This window comes from Streptomyces griseiscabiei (assembly GCF_020010925.1).
GTDB classification, from domain to species: domain Bacteria; phylum Actinomycetota; class Actinomycetes; order Streptomycetales; family Streptomycetaceae; genus Streptomyces; species Streptomyces griseiscabiei.
In genome coordinates this window covers 2,888,367-2,906,897 of sequence record NZ_JAGJBZ010000001.1, presented here as the reverse complement: position 1 = coordinate 2,906,897, position 18,531 = coordinate 2,888,367, and the positions used below count along the sequence as shown (strand labels likewise).

At 73.0% G+C, this 18,531-nt stretch carries 17 protein-coding genes and 6 tRNA genes; 14 read left to right on the top strand and 9 right to left on the bottom strand.

Annotated features, from left to right (window positions below):
* The first annotated feature begins 267 nt into the window (after nucleotides 1–267).
* The 3 genes from cobT to J8M51_RS12590 all read left to right on the top strand — a co-directional run bounded on the left by cobT (nucleotide 268) and on the right by J8M51_RS12590 (nucleotide 6,896).
* Nucleotides 268–4,569: a nicotinate-nucleotide--dimethylbenzimidazole phosphoribosyltransferase gene (gene cobT, locus J8M51_RS12600; RefSeq protein ID WP_267299165.1), complete on the top strand. Its 4,302-nt coding sequence runs from the start codon at nucleotides 268–270 to the stop codon at nucleotides 4,567–4,569.
* Nucleotides 4,570–4,737: 168 nt separating this feature from the next.
* The gene (gene cobA, locus J8M51_RS12595; protein ID WP_216588971.1) at nucleotides 4,738–5,970 is read left to right on the top strand and encodes a uroporphyrinogen-III C-methyltransferase; all 1,233 of its coding nucleotides are present in this window, start codon (nucleotides 4,738–4,740) and stop codon (nucleotides 5,968–5,970) included.
* Nucleotides 5,971–6,077: 107 nt separating this feature from the next.
* Nucleotides 6,078–6,896, top strand: a complete 819-nt coding sequence (locus J8M51_RS12590) for a TrmH family RNA methyltransferase (RefSeq protein WP_086758318.1) — start codon at nucleotides 6,078–6,080, stop codon at nucleotides 6,894–6,896.
* A 131-nt stretch (nucleotides 6,897–7,027) separates the two neighbouring features.
* Here J8M51_RS12590 and J8M51_RS12585 read toward each other — a convergent pair whose 3' ends face one another.
* The gene (locus J8M51_RS12585; RefSeq protein WP_267299298.1) at nucleotides 7,028–8,362 is read right to left on the bottom strand and encodes a serine/threonine-protein kinase; all 1,335 of its coding nucleotides are present in this window, start codon (nucleotides 8,360–8,362) and stop codon (nucleotides 7,028–7,030) included.
* A gap of 196 nt (nucleotides 8,363–8,558) precedes the next feature.
* Here J8M51_RS12585 and J8M51_RS12580 point away from each other — a divergent pair, with 196 nt between their 5' ends.
* From J8M51_RS12580 to J8M51_RS12565, 4 genes are all read left to right on the top strand, one after another.
* The gene (locus tag J8M51_RS12580) at nucleotides 8,559–8,798 is read left to right on the top strand and encodes a hypothetical protein (RefSeq protein WP_086764275.1); all 240 of its coding nucleotides are present in this window, start codon (nucleotides 8,559–8,561) and stop codon (nucleotides 8,796–8,798) included.
* A 266-nt stretch (nucleotides 8,799–9,064) separates the two neighbouring features.
* Nucleotides 9,065–9,265 (top strand): hypothetical protein, encoded by a 201-nt coding sequence (locus J8M51_RS12575; protein ID WP_020114444.1) that lies wholly within the window; start codon nucleotides 9,065–9,067, stop codon nucleotides 9,263–9,265.
* 296 nt (nucleotides 9,266–9,561) lie between these two features.
* Nucleotides 9,562–10,512 (top strand): phosphotransferase family protein, encoded by a 951-nt coding sequence (locus tag J8M51_RS12570; protein WP_267299164.1) that lies wholly within the window; start codon nucleotides 9,562–9,564, stop codon nucleotides 10,510–10,512.
* Nucleotides 10,513–10,599: 87 nt separating this feature from the next.
* Entirely contained in the window at nucleotides 10,600–10,905 is a 306-nt protein-coding gene (locus tag J8M51_RS12565; protein WP_216588981.1) for a TFIIB-type zinc ribbon-containing protein, read from the top strand.
* Nucleotides 10,906–10,950: 45 nt separating this feature from the next.
* Here J8M51_RS12565 and J8M51_RS12560 read toward each other — a convergent pair.
* From J8M51_RS12560 to J8M51_RS12540, 5 genes are all read right to left on the bottom strand, one after another.
* Nucleotides 10,951–11,022 (bottom strand) — tRNA-Val (locus J8M51_RS12560).
* Nucleotides 11,023–11,056: 34 nt separating this feature from the next.
* Nucleotides 11,057–11,128 (bottom strand) — tRNA-Val (locus J8M51_RS12555).
* A gap of 23 nt (nucleotides 11,129–11,151) precedes the next feature.
* Nucleotides 11,152–11,223, bottom strand: a tRNA-Val gene (locus J8M51_RS12550).
* A gap of 1 nt (nucleotide 11,224) precedes the next feature.
* A tRNA-Cys gene (locus J8M51_RS12545) sits at nucleotides 11,225–11,298 on the bottom strand.
* Between the two features lie 39 nt (nucleotides 11,299–11,337).
* Nucleotides 11,338–11,410, bottom strand: a tRNA-Gly gene (locus J8M51_RS12540).
* A gap of 158 nt (nucleotides 11,411–11,568) precedes the next feature.
* Here J8M51_RS12540 and J8M51_RS12535 point away from each other — a divergent pair.
* The 3 genes from J8M51_RS12535 (at nucleotide 11,569) to J8M51_RS12525 (ending at nucleotide 14,345) form a co-directional block, all read left to right on the top strand.
* Entirely contained in the window at nucleotides 11,569–12,612 is a 1,044-nt protein-coding gene (locus tag J8M51_RS12535) for a chorismate-binding protein (RefSeq protein ID WP_086752947.1), read from the top strand.
* Entirely contained in the window at nucleotides 12,609–13,430 is an 822-nt protein-coding gene (locus J8M51_RS12530) for an aminotransferase class IV (protein WP_086752949.1), read from the top strand. Before J8M51_RS12535 ends, J8M51_RS12530 begins: the two co-directional genes overlap by 4 nt.
* 90 nt (nucleotides 13,431–13,520) lie before the next feature.
* Nucleotides 13,521–14,345 carry a GNAT family N-acetyltransferase gene (locus J8M51_RS12525; RefSeq protein WP_216588974.1) on the top strand — a complete coding sequence of 275 codons (825 nt, stop codon included), beginning with the start codon at nucleotides 13,521–13,523 and terminating at the stop codon, nucleotides 14,343–14,345.
* Nucleotides 14,346–14,371: 26 nt separating this feature from the next.
* Here J8M51_RS12525 and J8M51_RS12520 read toward each other — a convergent pair whose 3' ends face one another.
* Complete coding sequence (locus tag J8M51_RS12520) at nucleotides 14,372–14,890, bottom strand: DsbA family protein (protein WP_086760985.1); 519 nt, start codon at nucleotides 14,888–14,890, stop codon at nucleotides 14,372–14,374.
* Between the two features lie 169 nt (nucleotides 14,891–15,059).
* Between J8M51_RS12520 and J8M51_RS12515 the strand changes: the two genes are divergently transcribed.
* Complete coding sequence (locus J8M51_RS12515; RefSeq protein ID WP_086760991.1) at nucleotides 15,060–15,515, top strand: hypothetical protein; 456 nt, start codon at nucleotides 15,060–15,062, stop codon at nucleotides 15,513–15,515.
* Nucleotides 15,516–15,705: 190 nt separating this feature from the next.
* Nucleotides 15,706–15,861: a hypothetical protein gene (locus J8M51_RS12510; protein ID WP_179203361.1), complete on the top strand. Its 156-nt coding sequence runs from the start codon at nucleotides 15,706–15,708 to the stop codon at nucleotides 15,859–15,861.
* A gap of 86 nt (nucleotides 15,862–15,947) precedes the next feature.
* On the opposite strand, the gene J8M51_RS12505 is transcribed toward J8M51_RS12510, so the two are convergent.
* The gene (locus tag J8M51_RS12505) at nucleotides 15,948–16,508 is read right to left on the bottom strand and encodes a CGNR zinc finger domain-containing protein (protein ID WP_086760987.1); all 561 of its coding nucleotides are present in this window, start codon (nucleotides 16,506–16,508) and stop codon (nucleotides 15,948–15,950) included.
* 296 nt (nucleotides 16,509–16,804) lie between these two features.
* Nucleotides 16,805–17,218, bottom strand: a complete 414-nt coding sequence (locus J8M51_RS12500; RefSeq protein WP_004002642.1) for an SsgA family sporulation/cell division regulator — start codon at nucleotides 17,216–17,218, stop codon at nucleotides 16,805–16,807.
* A gap of 191 nt (nucleotides 17,219–17,409) precedes the next feature.
* On the opposite strand from J8M51_RS12500, the gene J8M51_RS12495 reads away from it, so the two are divergent.
* Both J8M51_RS12495 and J8M51_RS12490 read left to right on the top strand, forming a co-directional pair.
* On the top strand, nucleotides 17,410–17,889 hold the full coding sequence (locus J8M51_RS12495) for a TIGR02611 family protein (protein ID WP_086760989.1): 480 nt from the start codon (nucleotides 17,410–17,412) through the stop codon (nucleotides 17,887–17,889).
* Nucleotides 17,890–17,967: 78 nt separating this feature from the next.
* Nucleotides 17,968–18,039, top strand: a tRNA-Val gene (locus J8M51_RS12490).
* Nucleotides 18,040–18,531 lie beyond the last annotated feature (492 nt).

Sequence of the window (18,531 nt, the reverse complement as noted above, 5' to 3'; positions counted from 1 at the left end):
TAAAAGCGCGCCCGTTTTGAGGGCGTGTGTGGTACGGCGAAACGGGGAGGACGCGCAACGTGGCGCAGTCCACAGCGGACCGTCGCGGATCAAGCTGTCGCGACGGGGGTACGACCGCGACAATGGCCATTCAATGGCTTTGTCGACATGCAGCCGGGTCGTCACGTGCCGCTGGGCACGCACGCTCGTTCTCCACAGCGGGGCGGTAGGTGCGCCGTTCCCGGGCCAGCTGGCATGGAGGCACTAACCGATGGGCGAGGGGTACGCATGACCGACACCGGCCAGGTCCCGGGCGAGGGACTGCCGGAGAGCGCAGGCATGGTGGAGCAGCCGGGCGTCCCCGCGCCGGGTGCGTACACCTACCTCTCCGAAACCGCCGCCGAGGACGAGGACCTCCTGCTGCCGGGCGCCCAGGGCGCCTGGGGCAACGAGATGCCGCCGCCCGCTCCCGAGCCCGTCGTCCAGGTCGTCCACGAGCCGGGCCCGCACGAGATGTCCGGCCGCGACAGCGGCTCGCACGACCTCAGCGCCGTCCGCGCCCCCGTCGCGACCCCCGTCCCGCAGCCGCCGGTGGCCCGCCGCCCGCTGCACCTCGGCCCGCCCACGCCCGACGCCTCCGCCAGCCCGGTCCGCTCCCTCGCCGACCGGGGCCCGGCCGGTGCCCCCGTCCCGCCCGGCGCCATGCGCCACCCCGGCCCGCCCACCACGGGCCCCGAGTACCTCGACGTGCCCCAGCAGCCCGTGTCGCAGTGGGTCGGCGCCCCGGCCGCCCCGGCGCCTGGAGTGCCCGCGGGGGGTGCGGCCGCAGAAACGGTCGCTCCGCAGGAGGCGCAGCTCTCCGTGGCCGTGGCGGACACGCCCCTGGCGGCCCAGGTCGCGGAGGCGCCGGAGGAGCTGCAGGACCCCGAGGCCCTGCACCAGGCCCAGGACGCCGCCTACGCCCTGGCCCAGGAGGCCGCGGTCGCGCAGTTCCGGACCCCGGAGGCCGTGGGGACCCCGGTCGCCGCGCAGGTCCAGGCGACCGAGGCACCGGAAGAGGCCGAGGCCCTGGGACAGACCCAGGACCCGGTGGCCGTGGAGGCGCCGGCCGCGCTCGACACCCAGGGCCCGGAGGCGGTCGGAGTCCCGGCCGCCGCGGAGCCCCAGGCCCCGGAGCCCGTCGAGGAGCCGGCCGCCGGCCAGGCGCCCGTGGAGGCACCCGCCGAGCCCTCGGCGTCCGAGGCCGCCGAAGCCACGGCCGTCGTGGACGCCGAGCAGCTGCCCCCGGCCGAGGAGCCGCAGGCCCCCGAGGCGCCCGCCGCCGAGGAGGCCCCGCCCGCCGCGCAGCCGCCGGACACGACCCCGTTCCCCCCGGCCGCCGAGGACCCCGAGCCGGTCCCGGCCCAGACGGTCGCCGAGGCCCAGGAGGTCCCCCAGACCCCGCAGGAGCCCGAGGCCGACGAGGTGCCGCAGGCCGACACGGCGGCCGTCGTGCCCGCCCAGGCCGACGCACCGGAGGCCGAGGCCGCCTCCCCCGAGCCCGAGCAGCAGGCGACGGCCCCCGGGGCCGACGAGCAGCCCCCCGCCGACCTGCCCGACCCCCAGCTCGCGACCGCCGCACCGGCCCCGGACGCCGCCCTCGCCCAGGACCTCCAGCACTCGGCCGAGGCCCCGGTCACGGAGGAGGAGCCCCAGCCGGCGGAGGCCGGGACAGCCGAGGCACCGACGCCGGAGGCCCAGGAGGAGGCCACGCAGCCCGAGCCCGTGGCCGACCCCGTGACGGAGGCGGACGCGGTGGCCGAGGAGCCCCCGCCGCTGGACCCCGCCCAGCCGGAGCCCCAGCCCGTCGCGCAGAACCCGGGCGCCGCCGAGCCGATCGCGCTCGTCGAGGACCAGGACCAGGACCCGGAGCAGGACTCGGGCCAGGACCAGGACCAGGTTCACGTCCAGAACGAGACCCCGGACGGCGGCTCGAACGAGTCTCCGAACGAGGCCCCGACCGAGACCGCGAACACGGACCACCCCCAAGCCGTGCCGCCGCAAGCCACCGACCCCGCCCCTCTCCCGGAAGCCACGCCGCCCTCCGCCCTGGACGCCCTGGTAGGGCCCGGCACCACGGAGGCGAACGCCCCGGACCCGTCGGCCGACAGCACGGCCGCTCCGGAACCCGCGCCCACCGAGCGACCGGCCGACGAGACCTCGCCCGACCCTTCCGCGCCCGTCGCGGACCCGGCGGCCGAGGCACCGGTCCAGGTCCCGGTGGCCTCCCGGATCGACGCCCCCCAGGGCGCCGTGGTGCGGACCCCGGCCGAGCACACCCCCGACGCCCCGCTCGCGGAGCCCGTGACCGAGGCCGACGCAGAGGACCAACCGCTGGGCGGGCCCGAGACCGTCGACGACTCGCCGGCACCCGCCGCCGCGTTCCCCGCGGCCGAGGACGCCCCCGAGCCGGAAGGGGAGCGCGTGGCCACGGTCCCCGCCCCCCGGGACTCCGAGGCCGAGACCATCGTCGTACCGCACCCGGTCGCGGCGACGGCCGACGCGCACCCGGACGTCCTCCAGAACGCCGAGGACCTGGACACCCGGGCCGCCGACCAGGAGGACGGCGAGGCGGCGGCGCGGACCGCGGCCGACGTGGAAGCAGCACCGACAGCAGCAGCCGAAGAGAGCACGGCCCCGGTGGAAGAAGCACCCGAAGACGCGCGAGACACGACGGACGCCGTACCGGAGGCCGCCCCGGACGACGTACCCTACGCGGTGACGGAAGAAGCACCGGAAAGAGCACCGGACGAAGCACCGGACGGCGTGACGCAAGACGCACCGCAAGACGTACCGGACGTGGTCCGGCAGCCCACCGGCCCCGCCGCACCCGCCTACGACGACGCCGAACGCGAAGCCGTCCTGAAGGTCATGCGCGAGCGCCGCGACATCCGCAACGGCTTCCGCGGCGACCCGATCCCGCACGACGTGCTGCTCCGCGTCCTGGAGGCAGCCCACACGGCACCCTCCGTCGGCCACTCGCAGCCCTGGGACTTCGTCGTCATCCGGTCCGCCGAGACCCGCCGCACCATGCACGAACTGGCCCAGCGCCAGCGCGAGGCGTACGCGAAGTCGCTGCCGAAGGGCCGGGCCAAGCAGTTCAAGGAACTGAAGATCGAGGCCATCCTCGACACCCCGGTCAACATCGTCGTCACCGCCGACCCGACCCGCGGCGGCCGTCACACCCTGGGCCGCCACACCCAGCCGCAGATGGCCCCGTACTCCTCCGCGCTCGCGGTCGAGAACCTCTGGCTCGCGGCCCGCGCCGAGGGCCTCGGTGTCGGCTGGGTCAGCTTCTTCGACGAGCGCGAGATGGTCCGCGCCCTCGGCCTGCCCGAGCACCTGGAGGTCGTGGCCTACCTGTGCGTCGGGTATGTGGACGAGTTCCCGGAGGAGCCCGAGCTGATGCAGGCGGGCTGGGCCAAGCGCCGCCCGCTGTCCTGGGTCGTCCACGAGGAGACGTACGGCCGCCGCGCCCTGCCCGGCGCCGAGCCGCACGACCTGCTCGCCGAGACCGTCGCCGGAATCCGCCCGCTGGACGCCAAGGCGCTCGGCGAGGCCTGGGAACGCCAGAAGCGCATGACCAAGCCGGCGGGCGCGCTCGGCATGCTGGAGATCATCTCCGCCCAGCTCTCCGGCCTCTCCCGCCAGTGCCCGCCGCCGATCCCGGAGCCCGCGGCCGTCGCGATCTTCGCGGGCGACCACGGCGTCCACGCCCAGGGCGTCACCCCCTGGCCGCAGGAGGTGACGGCCCAGATGGTCGCCAACTTCCTCGGCGGGGGAGCGGTCTGCAACGCCTTCGCCGCCCAGGTGGGCGCCGAGGTCTGCGTCGTGGACGTGGGCGTGGCGAGCGACCTCCCGGCCACCCCGGGACTGCTGCCGCGCAAGGTCCGCGCCGGTACGTCCGACATGACGACCGGTCCCGCGATGACCCGCGAGGAGGCCAAGCAGGCCATCGAGGTCGGCATCGAGACGGCCCGCGACCTCGTCGCGGCCGGCAACAAGGCCCTGCTCACGGGCGAGATGGGCATCGCCAACACCACGGCATCCGCCGCCCTGATCGCCGTCTTCACCGGCGCGGACCCCACCGAGGTCACCGGCCGCGGCACCGGCATCAACGACGAGACCCTCGCCCGCAAGACCGAGGTCGTCCGCCGTGCCATCGAGCTGCACCAGCCGGACCCGGCGGACCCCATCGGTGTCCTGGCGGCGATCGGCGGCTTCGAACACGCCGCCATCGTCGGCCTCCTCCTCGGCGGCGCCTCCCTGCGTACGCCGGTGATCCTCGACGGCGTCAGCGCCGGCGCCGCCGCCCTGGTGGCCCGCGCCATCGCCCCCGAGGTCCTCGCCGCCTGCATCGCGGGCCACCGCAGCGCCGAGCCGGGCCATGTCGCGGCTCTCCAGAAGCTGGGCCTGCGCCCCCTGGTCGACCTCGATCTCCGCCTCGGCGAGGGCACGGGCGCCCTCCTCGCGCTCCCGGTCGTGCAGAGCGCGGCCAGAGCGATGCACGAGGTGGCGACGTTCGACTCGGCGGGGGTCACCGAGAAGTAGGGGGGAGGGCGGGGCCGGCCCTCACCGGTCGGCACTCGGCAAGGGTGCTCAGCCGGCACACCTGCTGAGCCGCGCCCCCGCCCGCCCCTTAGAATCCGCACGTCAGGGTCCGCTCCAATGCCGCAGCGCCCCCACCGCACCGCCGCCAGCCCGAGGAGCCGCACCCTCATGGCCGAACACCCCGCCTACCCCGTAGGCCTCCGCCTCAACGGCCGCCGAGTGGTCGTCATCGGCGGCGGCCAGGTCGCCCAGCGCCGCCTCCCCGCCCTCATCGCGGCCGGCGCCGCCATCGTCCTCGTCTCCCCGTCGGCGACCCCGTCCGTGGAGGCGATGGTGGACGCGGGCGAGCTGACCTGGGAGCGGCGCCGCTACGCGGAGGGCGACCTCGCCGAGGCCTGGTACGTCCTCATCGCCACCGGCGACCCGGAGGCCAACGCCCGCGCCTCCGCCGAGGCGGAGCGCCACCGCATCTGGTGCGTCCGCTCCGACAACGCGGAGGAGGCCACCGCCTGGACCCCGGCGACCGGCCACAGCGAGGGCGTCACGGTCGCGGTCCTGACCGCCCGCGCCGAGGGCCGCGACCCCCGCCACACCGCCGCCATCCGGGACGCGGTCGTCGAGGGCCTGCGCGACGGCACCCTCGTCGCCCCCCACCACCGCACCCGCGCCCCCGGTGTCGCCCTCGTCGGCGGCGGCCCCGGCGACCCGGACCTGATCACCGTGCGCGGCCGCCGTCTCCTCGCCGAGGCCGATGTCGTCATCGCCGACCGCCTCGGCCCGCGCGACCTGCTCGCCGAACTCCCGCCGCACGTCGAGGTGATCGACGCGGCGAAGATCCCGTACGGCCGTTTCATGGCCCAGGAGGCGATCAACAACGCGCTGATCGAGCACGCCAAGCAGGGCAAGTCGGTCGTCCGCCTCAAGGGCGGCGACCCGTACGTCTTCGGCCGCGGCATGGAGGAACTGCAGGCCCTCGCGGAGGCGGGCATCCCCTGCACGGTCGTCCCCGGCATCTCCAGCTCGATCTCGGTCCCGAGCGCGGCCGGTATCCCGGTCACCCACCGGGGGGTGGCCCATGAGTTCACCGTGGTCAGCGGCCATGTGGCCCCCGACGACGAGCGTTCCCTGGTCGACTGGCCCGCCCTCGCCCGGCTCACCGGCACCCTGGTGATCCTGATGGGTGTCGACAAGATCGGCCGGATCGCCGAGGCGCTGGTGGCCGGCGGCAAGTCCCCGGACACCCCGGTCGCCCTGATCCAGGAGGGCACCACGGCCGCGCAGCGCCGGGTCGACGCGACCCTCGCCACCGTCGCCGAGACCGTGCGCACGCGCGAGGTCAAGCCGCCGGCGGTGATCGTCGTCGGCGAGGTCGTGAAGGTGGGGCCCGGGACGGACGTGTGATCCCCGGGAGACGATCCCGGACCGTAGCGGAGCGGAACCGTAACCACCGGTAACCCAACCCGTCCCAAGCCGTTGGCACCACACCCAGGACAAGGCAGTATCACCCTGTGGCCGATCTCATCACCGTTGAGGACCCCGACGACCCGCGCCTGCGCGACTACACCGGCCTGACCGACGTGGAGCTGCGCCGACGGCGCGAACCCGCCGAGGGCCTGTTCATCGCCGAGGGCGAGAAGGTCATCAGACGGGCCAAGGAAGCCGGCTACGAGATGCGCTCGATGCTGCTCTCCGCCAAGTGGGTCGACGTCATGCGCGATGTCATCGACGAACTGCCGGCCCCCGTCTACGCGGTCAGCCCCGAGCTGGCCGAACGGGTCACCGGCTACCACGTGCACCGGGGCGCCCTCGCCTCCATGCAGCGCAGGCCCCTCCCGACGGCCGACCAACTCCTGGGTGCCGCCCGCCGGGTGGTGATCATGGAGTCGGTCAACGACCACACCAACATCGGCGCGATCTTCCGTTCGGCCGCCGCCCTCGGCATGGACGCGGTCCTGCTCTCCCCGGACTGCGCCGACCCGCTCTACCGCCGGAGCGTCAAGGTCTCCATGGGCGCCGTCTTCTCCGTTCCGTACGCCCGTCTCGACGCCTGGCCCAAGGGCCTCGACGCGGTCCGTGACGCCGGCTTCACCCTGCTCGCCCTCACCCCGGACGAGAAGGCCAGGTCACTGGACGAGGCCGCCCCGCACCGGATGGACCGCGTCGCCCTGATGCTCGGCGCGGAGGGCGACGGCCTCTCCACCAAGGCCCTGATGTCCGCCGATGAATGGGTCCGCATCCCCATGGCCCACGGAGTCGACTCCCTCAACGTGGGCGCGGCGGCGGCGGTCGCCTTCTACGCGGTGGCGACGGGCCGCCCGGCCCAGTAAGCCGACGCGTCCCGGAAACGGCGCGCCCCGTAGGGGGGCGCGGGGAACTGCGCGACAAGCCCCCACGTCTCCGCGGCGAGCAGACGAGCGGCAGGCCCGAGCCCTGCCTTTGCGCTGCCCGGAGCACCCCCTCAACTGCCGCCCGACTCCACGATCGTCCACTCGGGTCGGAGGCCGTCCCCGCCCAGCCCCCGGGACGGCCCCTGGCACCCCTGCGCCGTGGCGATCCCGATCGCCGCCAGCAGGGTCACCACCACGAACACGAAGATCCGCTGCCGCAGCAGCCGAGGATTGGCGGGCCGCCGCCCGGTCCCCGTGTTCCGCGGCCCCGGCCGCCCCGCCCCACTGCGCGGAGCGGGCCGCTTCCCGGACCCGGTGGTGTTGCGCGACGGCACGGGCCGGGCCCCCGGCCGCGACCCGCCACCCGTACGTGATCCGCCCGCGGTCCGTGAACCGCCGCCGGTGCGGGAACCGTTCCGGGGCGCCGGTGTGCCGGGCGCCCCGGACTGCCCCGGCTGTGTCCTGCGGGTCTCCGGCGGCTGCCGCAACGTGCGCTGCTCCACGTACTGCTCCGCGAGCCGCCCCGAGGGCCGGTCCGGATCCGTACGCGGCGCGGGGGGCCGTACATCCGCCATCCCCTGCGCCTCACGCGCGGCGATCTCCTTGAGCCGCAGCGACAGTTGCAGCGTGCTGGGCCGCTCCTCCGGGTCCTTCGCCAGACAGGCCCGCACCAGGGGGGCCAGCGCGTCGGGCACCCCGCGCAGCTGCGGCTCCTCGTGCACCACCCGGTAGAGCATGACCTCCGAACTGCCGTGTCCGAAGGGCGAGTCGGAGGTGGCCGCGTAGGCGAGCGTGGCGCCGAGGGAGAAGACGTCGGTGGCCGGGGTGACGGCGGCCCCGCGCACCTGTTCGGGCGCGAGGAAGCCGGGCGAGCCCACGGCCGTACCGACATGGGTCAGGGTCGAGGCCCCGGTCGCCCACGCGATACCGAAGTCGATGATCCGCGGCCCCTTCGGGGACAGCAGGATGTTGGACGGCTTCAGATCCCGGTGTACGACACCGGCCTCGTGCACCGCCACGAGCCCCTCGGAGAGCGCGGCACCGACGGCGGCCACGTCGGCGGCCGTCATGGGTCCTTCCTCGGCGATCTTGTCGTGCAGCGAGGGCCCCGGAACGTACTGCGTGGCGAACCACGGACGGTCCGCCTCCAGATCGGCGGCGACCAGCCGGGCGGTGCACCCGCCCCTGATCCGCCGCGCCGCGGACACCTCTCGCGCGAACCGCGACCGGAACTCCTGATCCTCCGCCAGATCCGGCCGGATCACCTTGAGCGCGACACGCTGTCCGCGCCGGTCGGAGCCCAGGTAGACGACGCCCATTCCGCCCGCGCCGAGCCGTCTGTGGATCCTGAACGAGCCGACGACGCGCGGGTCCTCGCGCCTCAGGCGCATCATCGCCATGTCCATCCCCGCTGCCCGTTCCGTCTGACGAGCCACAGCTTACGTTTCCGCGGCCGGGGGCGCGCAGAGGCCGCGCCCTCACGACTCGATGGATTGTCAGTGCCGGGTGGGAAACTTGAAGGGTGGTCAGGGAACAGGAGTTCGGGCCGGTGTTGGGCTGCCTGTGATCCCAACCACCCGCCACAGAAGGGGGATTGAACCCGTGAAGGGTGACCGTGTGGAGATAGTCGTGGACGCCGGGGACACAACACGGACGTACGAGGTGATCGCGAGCAGGGCGGGCCGACGGGTGGAGACCGCGGTACGCCGAGGTGTCGTGGAAGTGAGCGAAGTCACCCGCAGCGGCACGGTGGTGCGGACGGCCAGGTTCATGGCGAACAGGGTCCTGGCCCTCGTCGAACAGCCGGTGCCCCGAGAGGCCGACTCGGAGCGCGGCGCGTAACGGATCGCGTAACAGAAGGGGCAGACCGGGCGTCCCTTCCGGGAAGACCCCGAGACCTAGGACCTCGTCTCCACCCTGGGGAGTACACCGCAGGTCATCGCTCATCCTCCGGGAGGCCCGCCAATCGGTACGAGGGCATGACGACCCGCACCCGCCGCGCGCCTAGATTTGAGGTCAAGCGGCGGGTGCAGCACTCGTCCCCCGAGGTCAGGCACCCGCCGCTGCCAACCACAACACAAGACCGACAGAAGGTCAGAGGAGGGACCATGGCCCACACGGCACCGCGGACCGCGATCCGCACACGGGAGCGCAGGACGTTCACCGCCGACCGCCGTCCGGGTCGTCGCCACCCCTTGGTGGCGACCGCGATGGTCCTCCCTCTGGCGGCCCTGCTCGTGTACGCCTTCGGCGGCTGGGAAGCAGTGGTCACACAGGCGTCGTCCGTGGGTGTGATGCTGGGGCGCTGAGCGGCGACCCCAGGCCCGGAAGAGCGGTCCGGGCGGGGACATCCATCCATGAAACCCCGTGGGGACGGGGGTGCGGCGGACGGCAAATAAACGCCCGCGCAGCTGGGGAGCTGCGCGGGCGTTGTCTTTTCCCGAGCCCCACTCCCCGCGTCGCGAACTGCGGGCCACCGTGCCGATGGGGCGATGGGGCGATGGGGCGATGGGGGAGGGGCGGCGCATGGCGCACCCGAAACGTAGGCTCGGCTCCGGCGCCGTACGACAGCGGCCGTACGACGACGCAGCATGCGGGGGGACCCATGACCACCACCGGCACGGACCCCTCCGTACTCCCCGCCCTCAGGGCGAAGCTGCGCGGCACGGCCCACCCCGAGTCCGCCCCCTGCTCGCACCCGGACACGGTCCTCGCGGAACGCGCCGACGGCACGGTCGTCCGCCACGCGGACACGGTCGCCAAGGCTCACGCCCCCGGCACGGACCCCACCCGGCTGGCACTCCGCCTGACCGTCGCCGCCTCCCACCCCGAGATCCTCCTGGCGCCCCTCGACACCACGCCCGCCCTCCTCCACGGCCGCCTCGTCACATGCTGGCCGTACGGCACCCCGGTCGACCCCGACACCCCGGAGGCCGCCCCCTGGGAGGAGACCGCCACCCTCCTGGCCCGTCTCCACCGCCAGGCCCCGCCCCCGGGGCTGGCGCCCATGCGCGGCCCGGCCAAGGCCGCCCGGGCTGTCGCCCGCCTCGAAGCCGCGGCACCCGACCACCCCGCCACGGCCTCGATCCTCCGCGCCTGGCGCACCCTCCCCGCCTGGGCCAGGTCCGAGACCCCCATGCCCGACACGACCGCCCTCTGCCACGGCGATCTGCACCTCGGCCAGCTCGTCCGCCACCCCGCCACCACCGGCCCCTGGCGCCTCATCGACGTCGACGACCTCGGGGTGGGCGTCCCCGCCTGGGACCTCGCCCGCCCCGCCGCCTGGTACGCCTGCGGCCTGCTCCACCCAGAGGAGTGGACCCGCTTCCTCACCGCGTACCGGCGGGCCGGCGGCCCCGCGGTCGCCGCCGACGGCGACCCCTGGCCGTCACTGGACGTACCGGCCCGCGCGCTCACCGTGCAGACCGCGGCCCTGGCGGTCGCGAAGTCCACCACCGCCGGACACCCCCTCGACGAGGCGCAGCAGTCCGTTGTGGACGCATGTGACCGAATGGGAGGCATCCCGCCGGAGTTGGTGGAGCCTTTCCCGAAGTAGGGTGCAACCGACCGCAGCCGGACAGTGTCTGTCCTGGCGTAACGCGAAGCAGGACCGAACGGCGAGGAGTTGAGCCGAACCATGCACATGCAGTGTCCGAAGTGCCATGCGCCGATGCACACCTACAACCGCAATGGCGTCCAGATCGAGCAGTGCAGCGGATGCCGCGGGATATTCCTCGACTACGGCGAGCTGGAGGCGCTGACCCGCCTCGAGGGCCAGTGGGCGGGCGGCCCGGGCGTTCCCCCGCCGCCGGCCGCTCCGCAGTACCCGGCGGGCGGCGGCCACAACGCCCCGGCCTGGGGCGCCCCGCACGGCGGTCATCACGGAGGCCACCACGGGGGCCACGGCCACCACAACCGCGGCTTCGGCCACATGCTGTTCTCCAGCTGACGACGAAGCCCCCGGCCGTACGAGACGGCCGGGGGCTTCGGTGCGTGGACGATACTGGGATTGAACCAGTGACCTCTTCCGTGTCAGGGAAGCGCTCTCCCGCTGAGCTAATCGTCCTCGGGATCACTGCCCGGAGGCGGTGGATCTTGCGTGCGCGATACTGGGATTGAACCAGTGACCTCTTCCGTGTCAGGGAAGCGCTCTCCCGCTGAGCTAATCGCGCGGGGACCCGATGAAACGGATCAGTGGACGATACTGGGATTGAACCAGTGACCTCTTCCGTGTCAGGGAAGCGCTCTCCCGCTGAGCTAATCGTCCTTGGAGGTGGAGACGGGATTTGAACCCGTGTAGACGGCTTTGCAGGCCGTTGCCTCGCCTCTCGGCCACTCCACCAGGAGTGCGGGGGTCGGGAAGATCCCCCACGTTCCTGCGAGCGGACGACCAGGTTCGAACTGGCGACCTCAACCTTGGCAAGGTTGCGCTCTACCAACTGAGCTACGTCCGCTTGTCGTTTCCGTTCCGCTTCCGCGTCCCGGCGACGAGTTGAACTCTAGCGGATTCCGGGGCCAGCACAAAAACGCGTTTGTGCAGCGTGCTGCGGTACGTGCGGTCCGAGACCCGGCCGGGCCCGCCCACCAGGGCACCCGTCCTAGACTCGGCGGTGTGCACGACCTCCCTCCGCTCGCCCGCTTCGGCAACCTCGTGGCCACCGGTCTCACCGATGTGACCAGCGACGCCACCGCCCTGGACTCCTCCGGCTTCTGGGCCGTGTGCGCGGACTACGAGGGCCGTCTGGTGTGCGCGCGCTTCCGTGACGTACGTCGCGAGCCCGCGCCCGCCCCGGTGCCGGGGGAGTGGCGCGGGCCGGGCGTCGGCGACTGGACGTCGTCCCTCGACCGCGCCGCGTACACGGCGGGCGTACGCCGGATCCGTGAGCACATCGCGGCCGGCGAGGTGTACCAGGCGAACCTCTGCCGGGTGCTGTCCGCGCCCGTCGCCCCGGACGCCGACGTGGACGCCCTGACCGCGCTGCTGGCCCGCGGCAACCCGGCACCCTTTGCAGGAACGATTCGCCTCCCGGCGCACGGCGTCGAGCTGGCCACCGCCTCCCCCGAGCTCTTCCTGCGCCGCGACGGCCGGACCGTCGAGTCCGGCCCGATCAAGGGCACCGGACGCACCGAGGCGGACCTCCTGGAGAAGGACTACGCCGAGAACGTCATGATCGTCGACCTGGTCCGCAACGACCTCGGCCAGGTCTGCGCCACCGGCTCGGTCACCGTGCCCGACCTCTGCGCCGTCGAGAAGCACCCCGGACTGGTCCACCTCGTCTCGCTCGTCCGCGGCGCACTGCCCGAGGCCGCCGGCTGGCCCGAACTGCTCGCCGCCGCCTTCCCGCCCGGCTCCGTCACCGGCGCGCCCAAGTCCAGCGCCCTGCGGATCATCGACGCCCTGGAGACCGCCCCGCGCGGCCCGTACACCGGCGGCGTCGGCTGGGTCGACGCCGACCGGCGCACCGGAGAGCTGGCCGTCGGCATCCGCACCTTCTGGATCGACCGGGCGGCCGGCGAACTGCGCTTCGGCACGGGCGCGGGGATCACCTGGGGATCCGACCCCGAGGCGGAGTGGCGGGAGACCGAGCTGAAGGCCGCCCGGCTGCTCGCGGTAGCGTCGGGGACGTACGAGGCGAGTGGGAGGACCCCTACGTGAAGATCTGGCTCGACGGCGGACTGCAGGACATCGACTCCGCCCGTGTCTCCGTCCTCGACCACGGGCTGACCGTGGGCGACGGCGTCTTCGAGACCGCGAAGGCGGTCGACGGGCGGGCGTTCGCGCTCACCCGCCACCTCGACCGGCTGGCGCGCTCGGCCCGCGGCCTCGGCCTGCCCGAGCCCGACCTCGACGAGGTCCGCCGCGCCTGCGCCGCCGTCCTGGAGGCCAACCCGACGGCCCTCGGCCGGCTGCGCATCACCTACACCGGCGGGGTCTCCCCGCTCGGCTCCGACCGCGGCGACCACGGCCCGACCCTCGTCGTCGCCGTCGGCGAGACCGCCCGGCGCGCCGACTCCACCGCCACGATCACCGTCCCGTGGACCCGCAACGAGCGCGGCGCCCTCACCGGCCTGAAGACCACCTCGTACGCCGAGAACGTCGTCGCCCTCGCCCGCGCCCACGACCAGGGCGCCACCGAGGCCCTGTTCGCCAACACCGTGGGGCAGCTCTGCGAGGGCACGGGCTCCAATGTCTTCGTCGTCCTCGACGGCGAGATCCACACGCCGCCGGTCGCCTCGGGCTGTCTCGCGGGCATCACCCGCGCCCTGGTCGTCGAGTGGACCGGCGCCCGCGAGACCGATCTGCCGCTGGACGTCCTGGACCGCGCCGACGAGATCTTCCTGACGTCGAGCCTGCGCGACGTGCAGTCCGTGCACCGCGTCGACGCCCGTGAACTCTCCACCACGCTGGGCCCCGTGACGGCCAAGGCGATGCGGATCTTCGACGAGCGCTCGGGCGACGACCTCGATCCGTAGCCGCGTCCGAAGAGGCTCGTGATCCCCTGAACCGCAAAGGCTGGGGATATTCGGCGGACTCCACGCGCCGGGGCGGGTAGAACACCCCTGATGACCACCACCCTGCGGCCCATCGAGCCGCTTCAGCACGCCGCCGACGGGTCCCGTTCGCGCCGCTACCAGGTGTGTGTGAACAGCCGTCCCGTCGGCCGGATACACCTCGGTACACGCCCCGACCCCGGTGCCGCGGTCGCCCGCGTCCTGGACCTGCGGATCGACGAACCGGACCGGCGGCGCGGCCGGGCCACGGTCGCCGCGCTCGCCGCCGAGGAGGTGGCCCGGGGCTGGGGCTGCCGACGGATCGAGACCAGCGTCCCGGCCGACGCCGGCCCCGCCCTGCGGCTGACCCAGACGCTCGGCTACGTCCTGCGCAACCGGAGCATGACCAAGCCCCTCGACGGCACCCCGCCCGCCCTGCCCGAGGGCAGCCGGGGCCGGCCCATGACCGAGGCCGAGTACGAGCCGTGGAAGGCGAACGGGCTGGAGGGCTACGCACAGGACCTGATCACCCGCGGCGTGCCCGAGGCGGAGGCGTACGGCCGGGCCGCCGAGGACTACGTGCGGTGCCTGCCGAGGGGCGTGGCCTCCGCCGGCAGCCTCCTCAGCGTGCTGGAACACGAGGGCACACGGGTCGGCACCCTCTGGCTGTGGCTGACCGACGGCGAGGCATCCGTCTACGACGTGGAGACGGACGCCGCACACCGGGGCCGAGGACACGGCCGTACGCTCATGCTGCTGGCCGAGGCCCAGGCGGTGGCGGCCGGGAAACCCGTCATCGCGCTCAACGTCTTCGCGGGGAACGTCCGGGCCGAATGCCTCTACGACTCGCTCGGCTACGAGACGACGGTCCACCACCTGTCCAAGCCCCTGCTCTGACGGGCGGCCGGGGGTGCCCGGCGGGGTCAGGCGCCCCCGGCCAGCAGCCGGTCGGCGATCTCCTCGATCCGCTCGCGCAGCCCCGCCTGGCTCTTGCCGCCGTCCAGGCGCTCGCCGCCGATGACGTACGTCGGGGTGCCGGTCACACCGATCGCCTTGCCCTCGGCCTGGTCGGCGTCGACGATCAGGATGTGCCGACCGTCGATCAGGGCGGTGTCGAACTCCTCGGCGTCCAGCCCGAGTTCACGCGCCGCCTCGACCAGGAACGGCTCGCCGGTCCGGTCCAGCTCCTCGACCCGGCCGAGCACGGCCTCGACGTACGGCCAGGCCCGCCCCTGCTCCGCGGCCTCCTCGGCGGCCTGCGCGGCGGCGAAGGCGTGCTTGTGCTTCTCCAGCGGGAAGTGCCGCAGCCGTACGTCGAGCCGGTCGCCGTAGCGGGCCCGCAGCGCGCGGATGTCGTCCAGGGCGCCGCGGCAGTCGGGACACTGGAGTTCGCACCAGACGTCCAGGACGACGGCGGACGGTACGGGGGAGGAGTCGCTCATGGGGCCAGTCTCCCAGCCTCCGGGGCATGGGCCGGACGTCGCACCGACCCCGAGACGACCCGGAGATGTCCCTGAGGTCTCCCGGGACCATGGCATATCGGACGCGCGGCGGTGCAGGATGGAAGGGACGGAACGACACCGCCCGACCGAGCACCGCCTGGAGGACCGGATGATTGCCGAGACAGTCTGTGCCGCCGTGGCCGCGGCAGGCCTGGGCATCGCCGCGATCACGGCGTACCGGAAGCGTTTCCTCAGGGCGACCCGTATCGCCGCCTACTCACTGGTCCCGCTCGGCCTGGTGATGACCGGGGTCGTCGAGTGGGTGGCCGACACCGCCTTCAGCCCGACCGCGTGGGCCGGTTTCGGGGTGCTGGGCGCCGCCTGGCTGCTGTTCATGACCACCCGCGGCGTGGAGCGGCGCCGCGGCGTCACCGGCAAGGACCGCAAGGCCGCCAAGGCGTCCCGCACGGACGCGATAGCCCCGACGGCCTCGGCACCCTCGCTGGGGCAGGGCACCCGGCCTGCGGCCCGCCCGGCGGCGTCGCCCCGGACCGGTGGCGCGGCGAAGCCCGCGGCGGACGACTTCAGCGACATCGAGGCGATCCTCAAGAAGCACGGCATCTGACCCCGAGAGGCTCGAAGAGACACGTGGTCGGGCCGCCGGGGCGCCCGCGGACTGAAACGACACAGTAGGTCGGGCCACGACGCCGAAGTGATCACGTTCGCTCCGTACGTTGTGGATATCGGCGAACTCTCCGTCATTCCGGGTGGGTTGATCGCGCGGAGGGCCTCCGCTGCGTCATCATCACGGCGAGATGCTGGACACAACAACACAGAGCGACACCGTCGTCCCACCGGAGGAGCGGCGAGGTTGTCTCTTCGCTCTCTCCCAGCCACCGCTGATGATCTTCCTAGCGGTGATCGGCTGCCTGCTGCTCATGGCGTCACTGCACGATCTGCTGATGCTCTGAGCCGTAAACGGAGCCCCTGACGCCACCCGTCGAGGGCTCCGTCAGCCCCGCACCCTCACACTCCACCCACCCGGCCGGCCGTCGCCTCAGCCCGCCGCCTCCTTGCGGCGTGCCCGGTACGCGGCCACATGCAGACGGTTGCCGCAGGTGCGGCTGTCGCAGTAGCGGCGCGAGCGGTTGCGGGAGAGGTCGACGAAAGCGCGCCGGCAGTCGGGGGCCTCACAGCGCCGCAGCCGCTCCTGCTCACCGGCGACCACGAAGAAGGCGAGGGCCATGCCGCAGTCGGCCGCGAGATGGTCGGCCAGCGACGCGCCGGGCGCGAAGTAGTGCACATGCCAGTCGTAGCCGTCGTGATCGGTGAGCCGGGGCGTGGTGCCCGCCGCGGCGATCAGATCGTTGATGACCGAAGCCGCCGAGGTCGCGTCGGAGGCGGCGAACACCTCCGTGAACCGACCGCGGATCTTGCGCACGGCCGCGAGGTCGAACTCGGACAGCGCACCGACCTCGCTGATGTCGTGCTGTCGTACGAAGTCGGCGAGCGCCGCGACAGTCGCGAGCCCGTCGGTCGCCGTGTCGTTCTCCGGCACGGTGTTCACCAGATCCACCACGGCGTCTAGGGAACACCGGGTGTCGTGGGTGATCAGCACGTTTCGCTCCCTGGCCTGCGAGGGTCGGGCGGGCGCCCGCCGATGCTGGCCGATGGTAATCGCTCGGCGCGGCGGTGGACCGGTACGGACCGGCCCCGGGACACCCTGCTACGTGCGGAACGGGCCAGAGGCGCGATCGGTGCCCGATCGTCGCGCTCGGTGACGACAGGGCGACGCCGCCGCGCGGTGGGTCCGCGACGACGGCGTCGTTGGGTCGGCCTGAAGCCGTATTCGGTTGTCTTGGCCCGAGCCGTCTCCCCGAGTGGACGGCGCCGGGCGGCTCTGTGGGCCTCGCCCTAGCTCTCGGCCAGGATGTGCGAGAGCTCCTGATCGAGGTCGAAGTGCCGGTGCTCCGTGCCGGGTGGCACGGCGGCGTCTGTGCGCTTCAGGAAGGACTCCAGGGCCCGCGCCGGGGCTTCGAGGAGGGCCTCGCCCTCCGGGGAGCTCAGGGCGATGCACACGACGCCCTGGCCATGGCTGCGCGACGGCCAGACACGGACGTCGCCGGTGCCGGTGGGCCGGTGCAGGCCCTCGGCGAGGAGGTCGCGGGCGAACACCCATTCGACCGTTTCCTCTGCTCCGGTGTGGAAGGTGGCGTGCACGGCGTAGGGATCGGCCGTGTCATACCGCAGTCCCGCGGGAACAGGCAGTGAGGACTCGCTCGACACAACGAGGCGCAGGTGCAGCTCGCAGCTGACCGTGGTGTTCATAAGCGCCAAGGCCTTTCGCTCAGTGTGCGCTCGGGGATTCGCACGTCGGCGAAATCGACATGCCACCTACGGTGCCGTTGTAAACCCCTCTGGGAGTTTTGCGTCGCTTTTGGTAGCTCATCCGGCCGAGACCGTCTTCTGTGGGTACGACCATTCCGGTGACCGGTTTCTCTCGGGTAGGGTTTGGCCGTATGGACACGGGGAGTTACGGAACGGGGGAGGTCGCCGTGGCGACCGAAGGAACGAAGAGTGACACAAACGTAGCGAACAGTGAGGCCGATGTGGCCAAGAACGAAGCGCCGCTCGGATCTCGTGCGCCGGAATTCGTCAGAGCCCGGCGGATGCTGCACCTCAGCTGGCAGGTGGCCATCTTCGTCGTCGGGCTGGCGGTGGTGGCCGCCGGTGTGATGATGCTGGTGCTGCCCGGCCCCGGCTGGCTTGTGATCTTCGCCGGTATGGCGATCTGGGCGACCGAATTCGTCTGGGCCCAGCTGGTGCTCCGCTGGACCAAGCGCAAGGTCAGCGAGGCCACCGAGCGCGCACTCGATCCCAGGGTTCGGCGGCGCAACATCATCCTGACGTCGATCGGCCTGGTGATCGTGGCCGTTCTCGTCGGTTTCTATGTCTGGAAGTTCGGCTTCGAGATGCCCTGGAACATCAAGGAGCAGTGATCCCGGACGGGTCGGCGCGGGGACCCGGAACGTGGTCGGGGGCACTCCCTGACATGGGGTAATGTTCTTCCTGCGTCCGGGCGATTAGCTCAGTGGGAGAGCGCTTCGTTCACACCGAAGAGGTCACTGGTTCGAACCCAGTATCGCCCACCGGATGATGGCGGCTCGGTCCACGGAAACGTGGACCGGGCCGCTTTTTCGTCGGGGTCCGGCCGTGGTGCCCGGGGCGGCCGGCCGGGCCGTGCGCCTCCCGGCGGCCCGGCGGCCGGCGCGGACCGACAGGCGGCTGAACGGGCCGGCCGGTGGCCGTGAGAGGCCGCGCTGGCGCCTTCGGATCCGTCGTCATTTGGCCGGATCCGGTGCTTCGATACCCCCGGTCCGGCGCCGCGTCCGGTCAGGCCGTCGGGCTTCGGGCATGGTTCGGCGGGGGCGGCCGGGGGTGTTCCCACTGACTCCTTTCAGCCTCGTCCGTTCGTGGTCCTTCGGCCCCTGTCATGTTCGGCCTGTCGATCGCAACTCCCCTACCTGGGCTTTCGGTTGAGCTGCCGTCACCTGCGGTGCCGTCGGGCCCTGCGTGGCGGACGCTCCGCTTTCCATCAATTCCTGTCCGAATCATTGACGTCACCTGAGGGGCTCCGTACC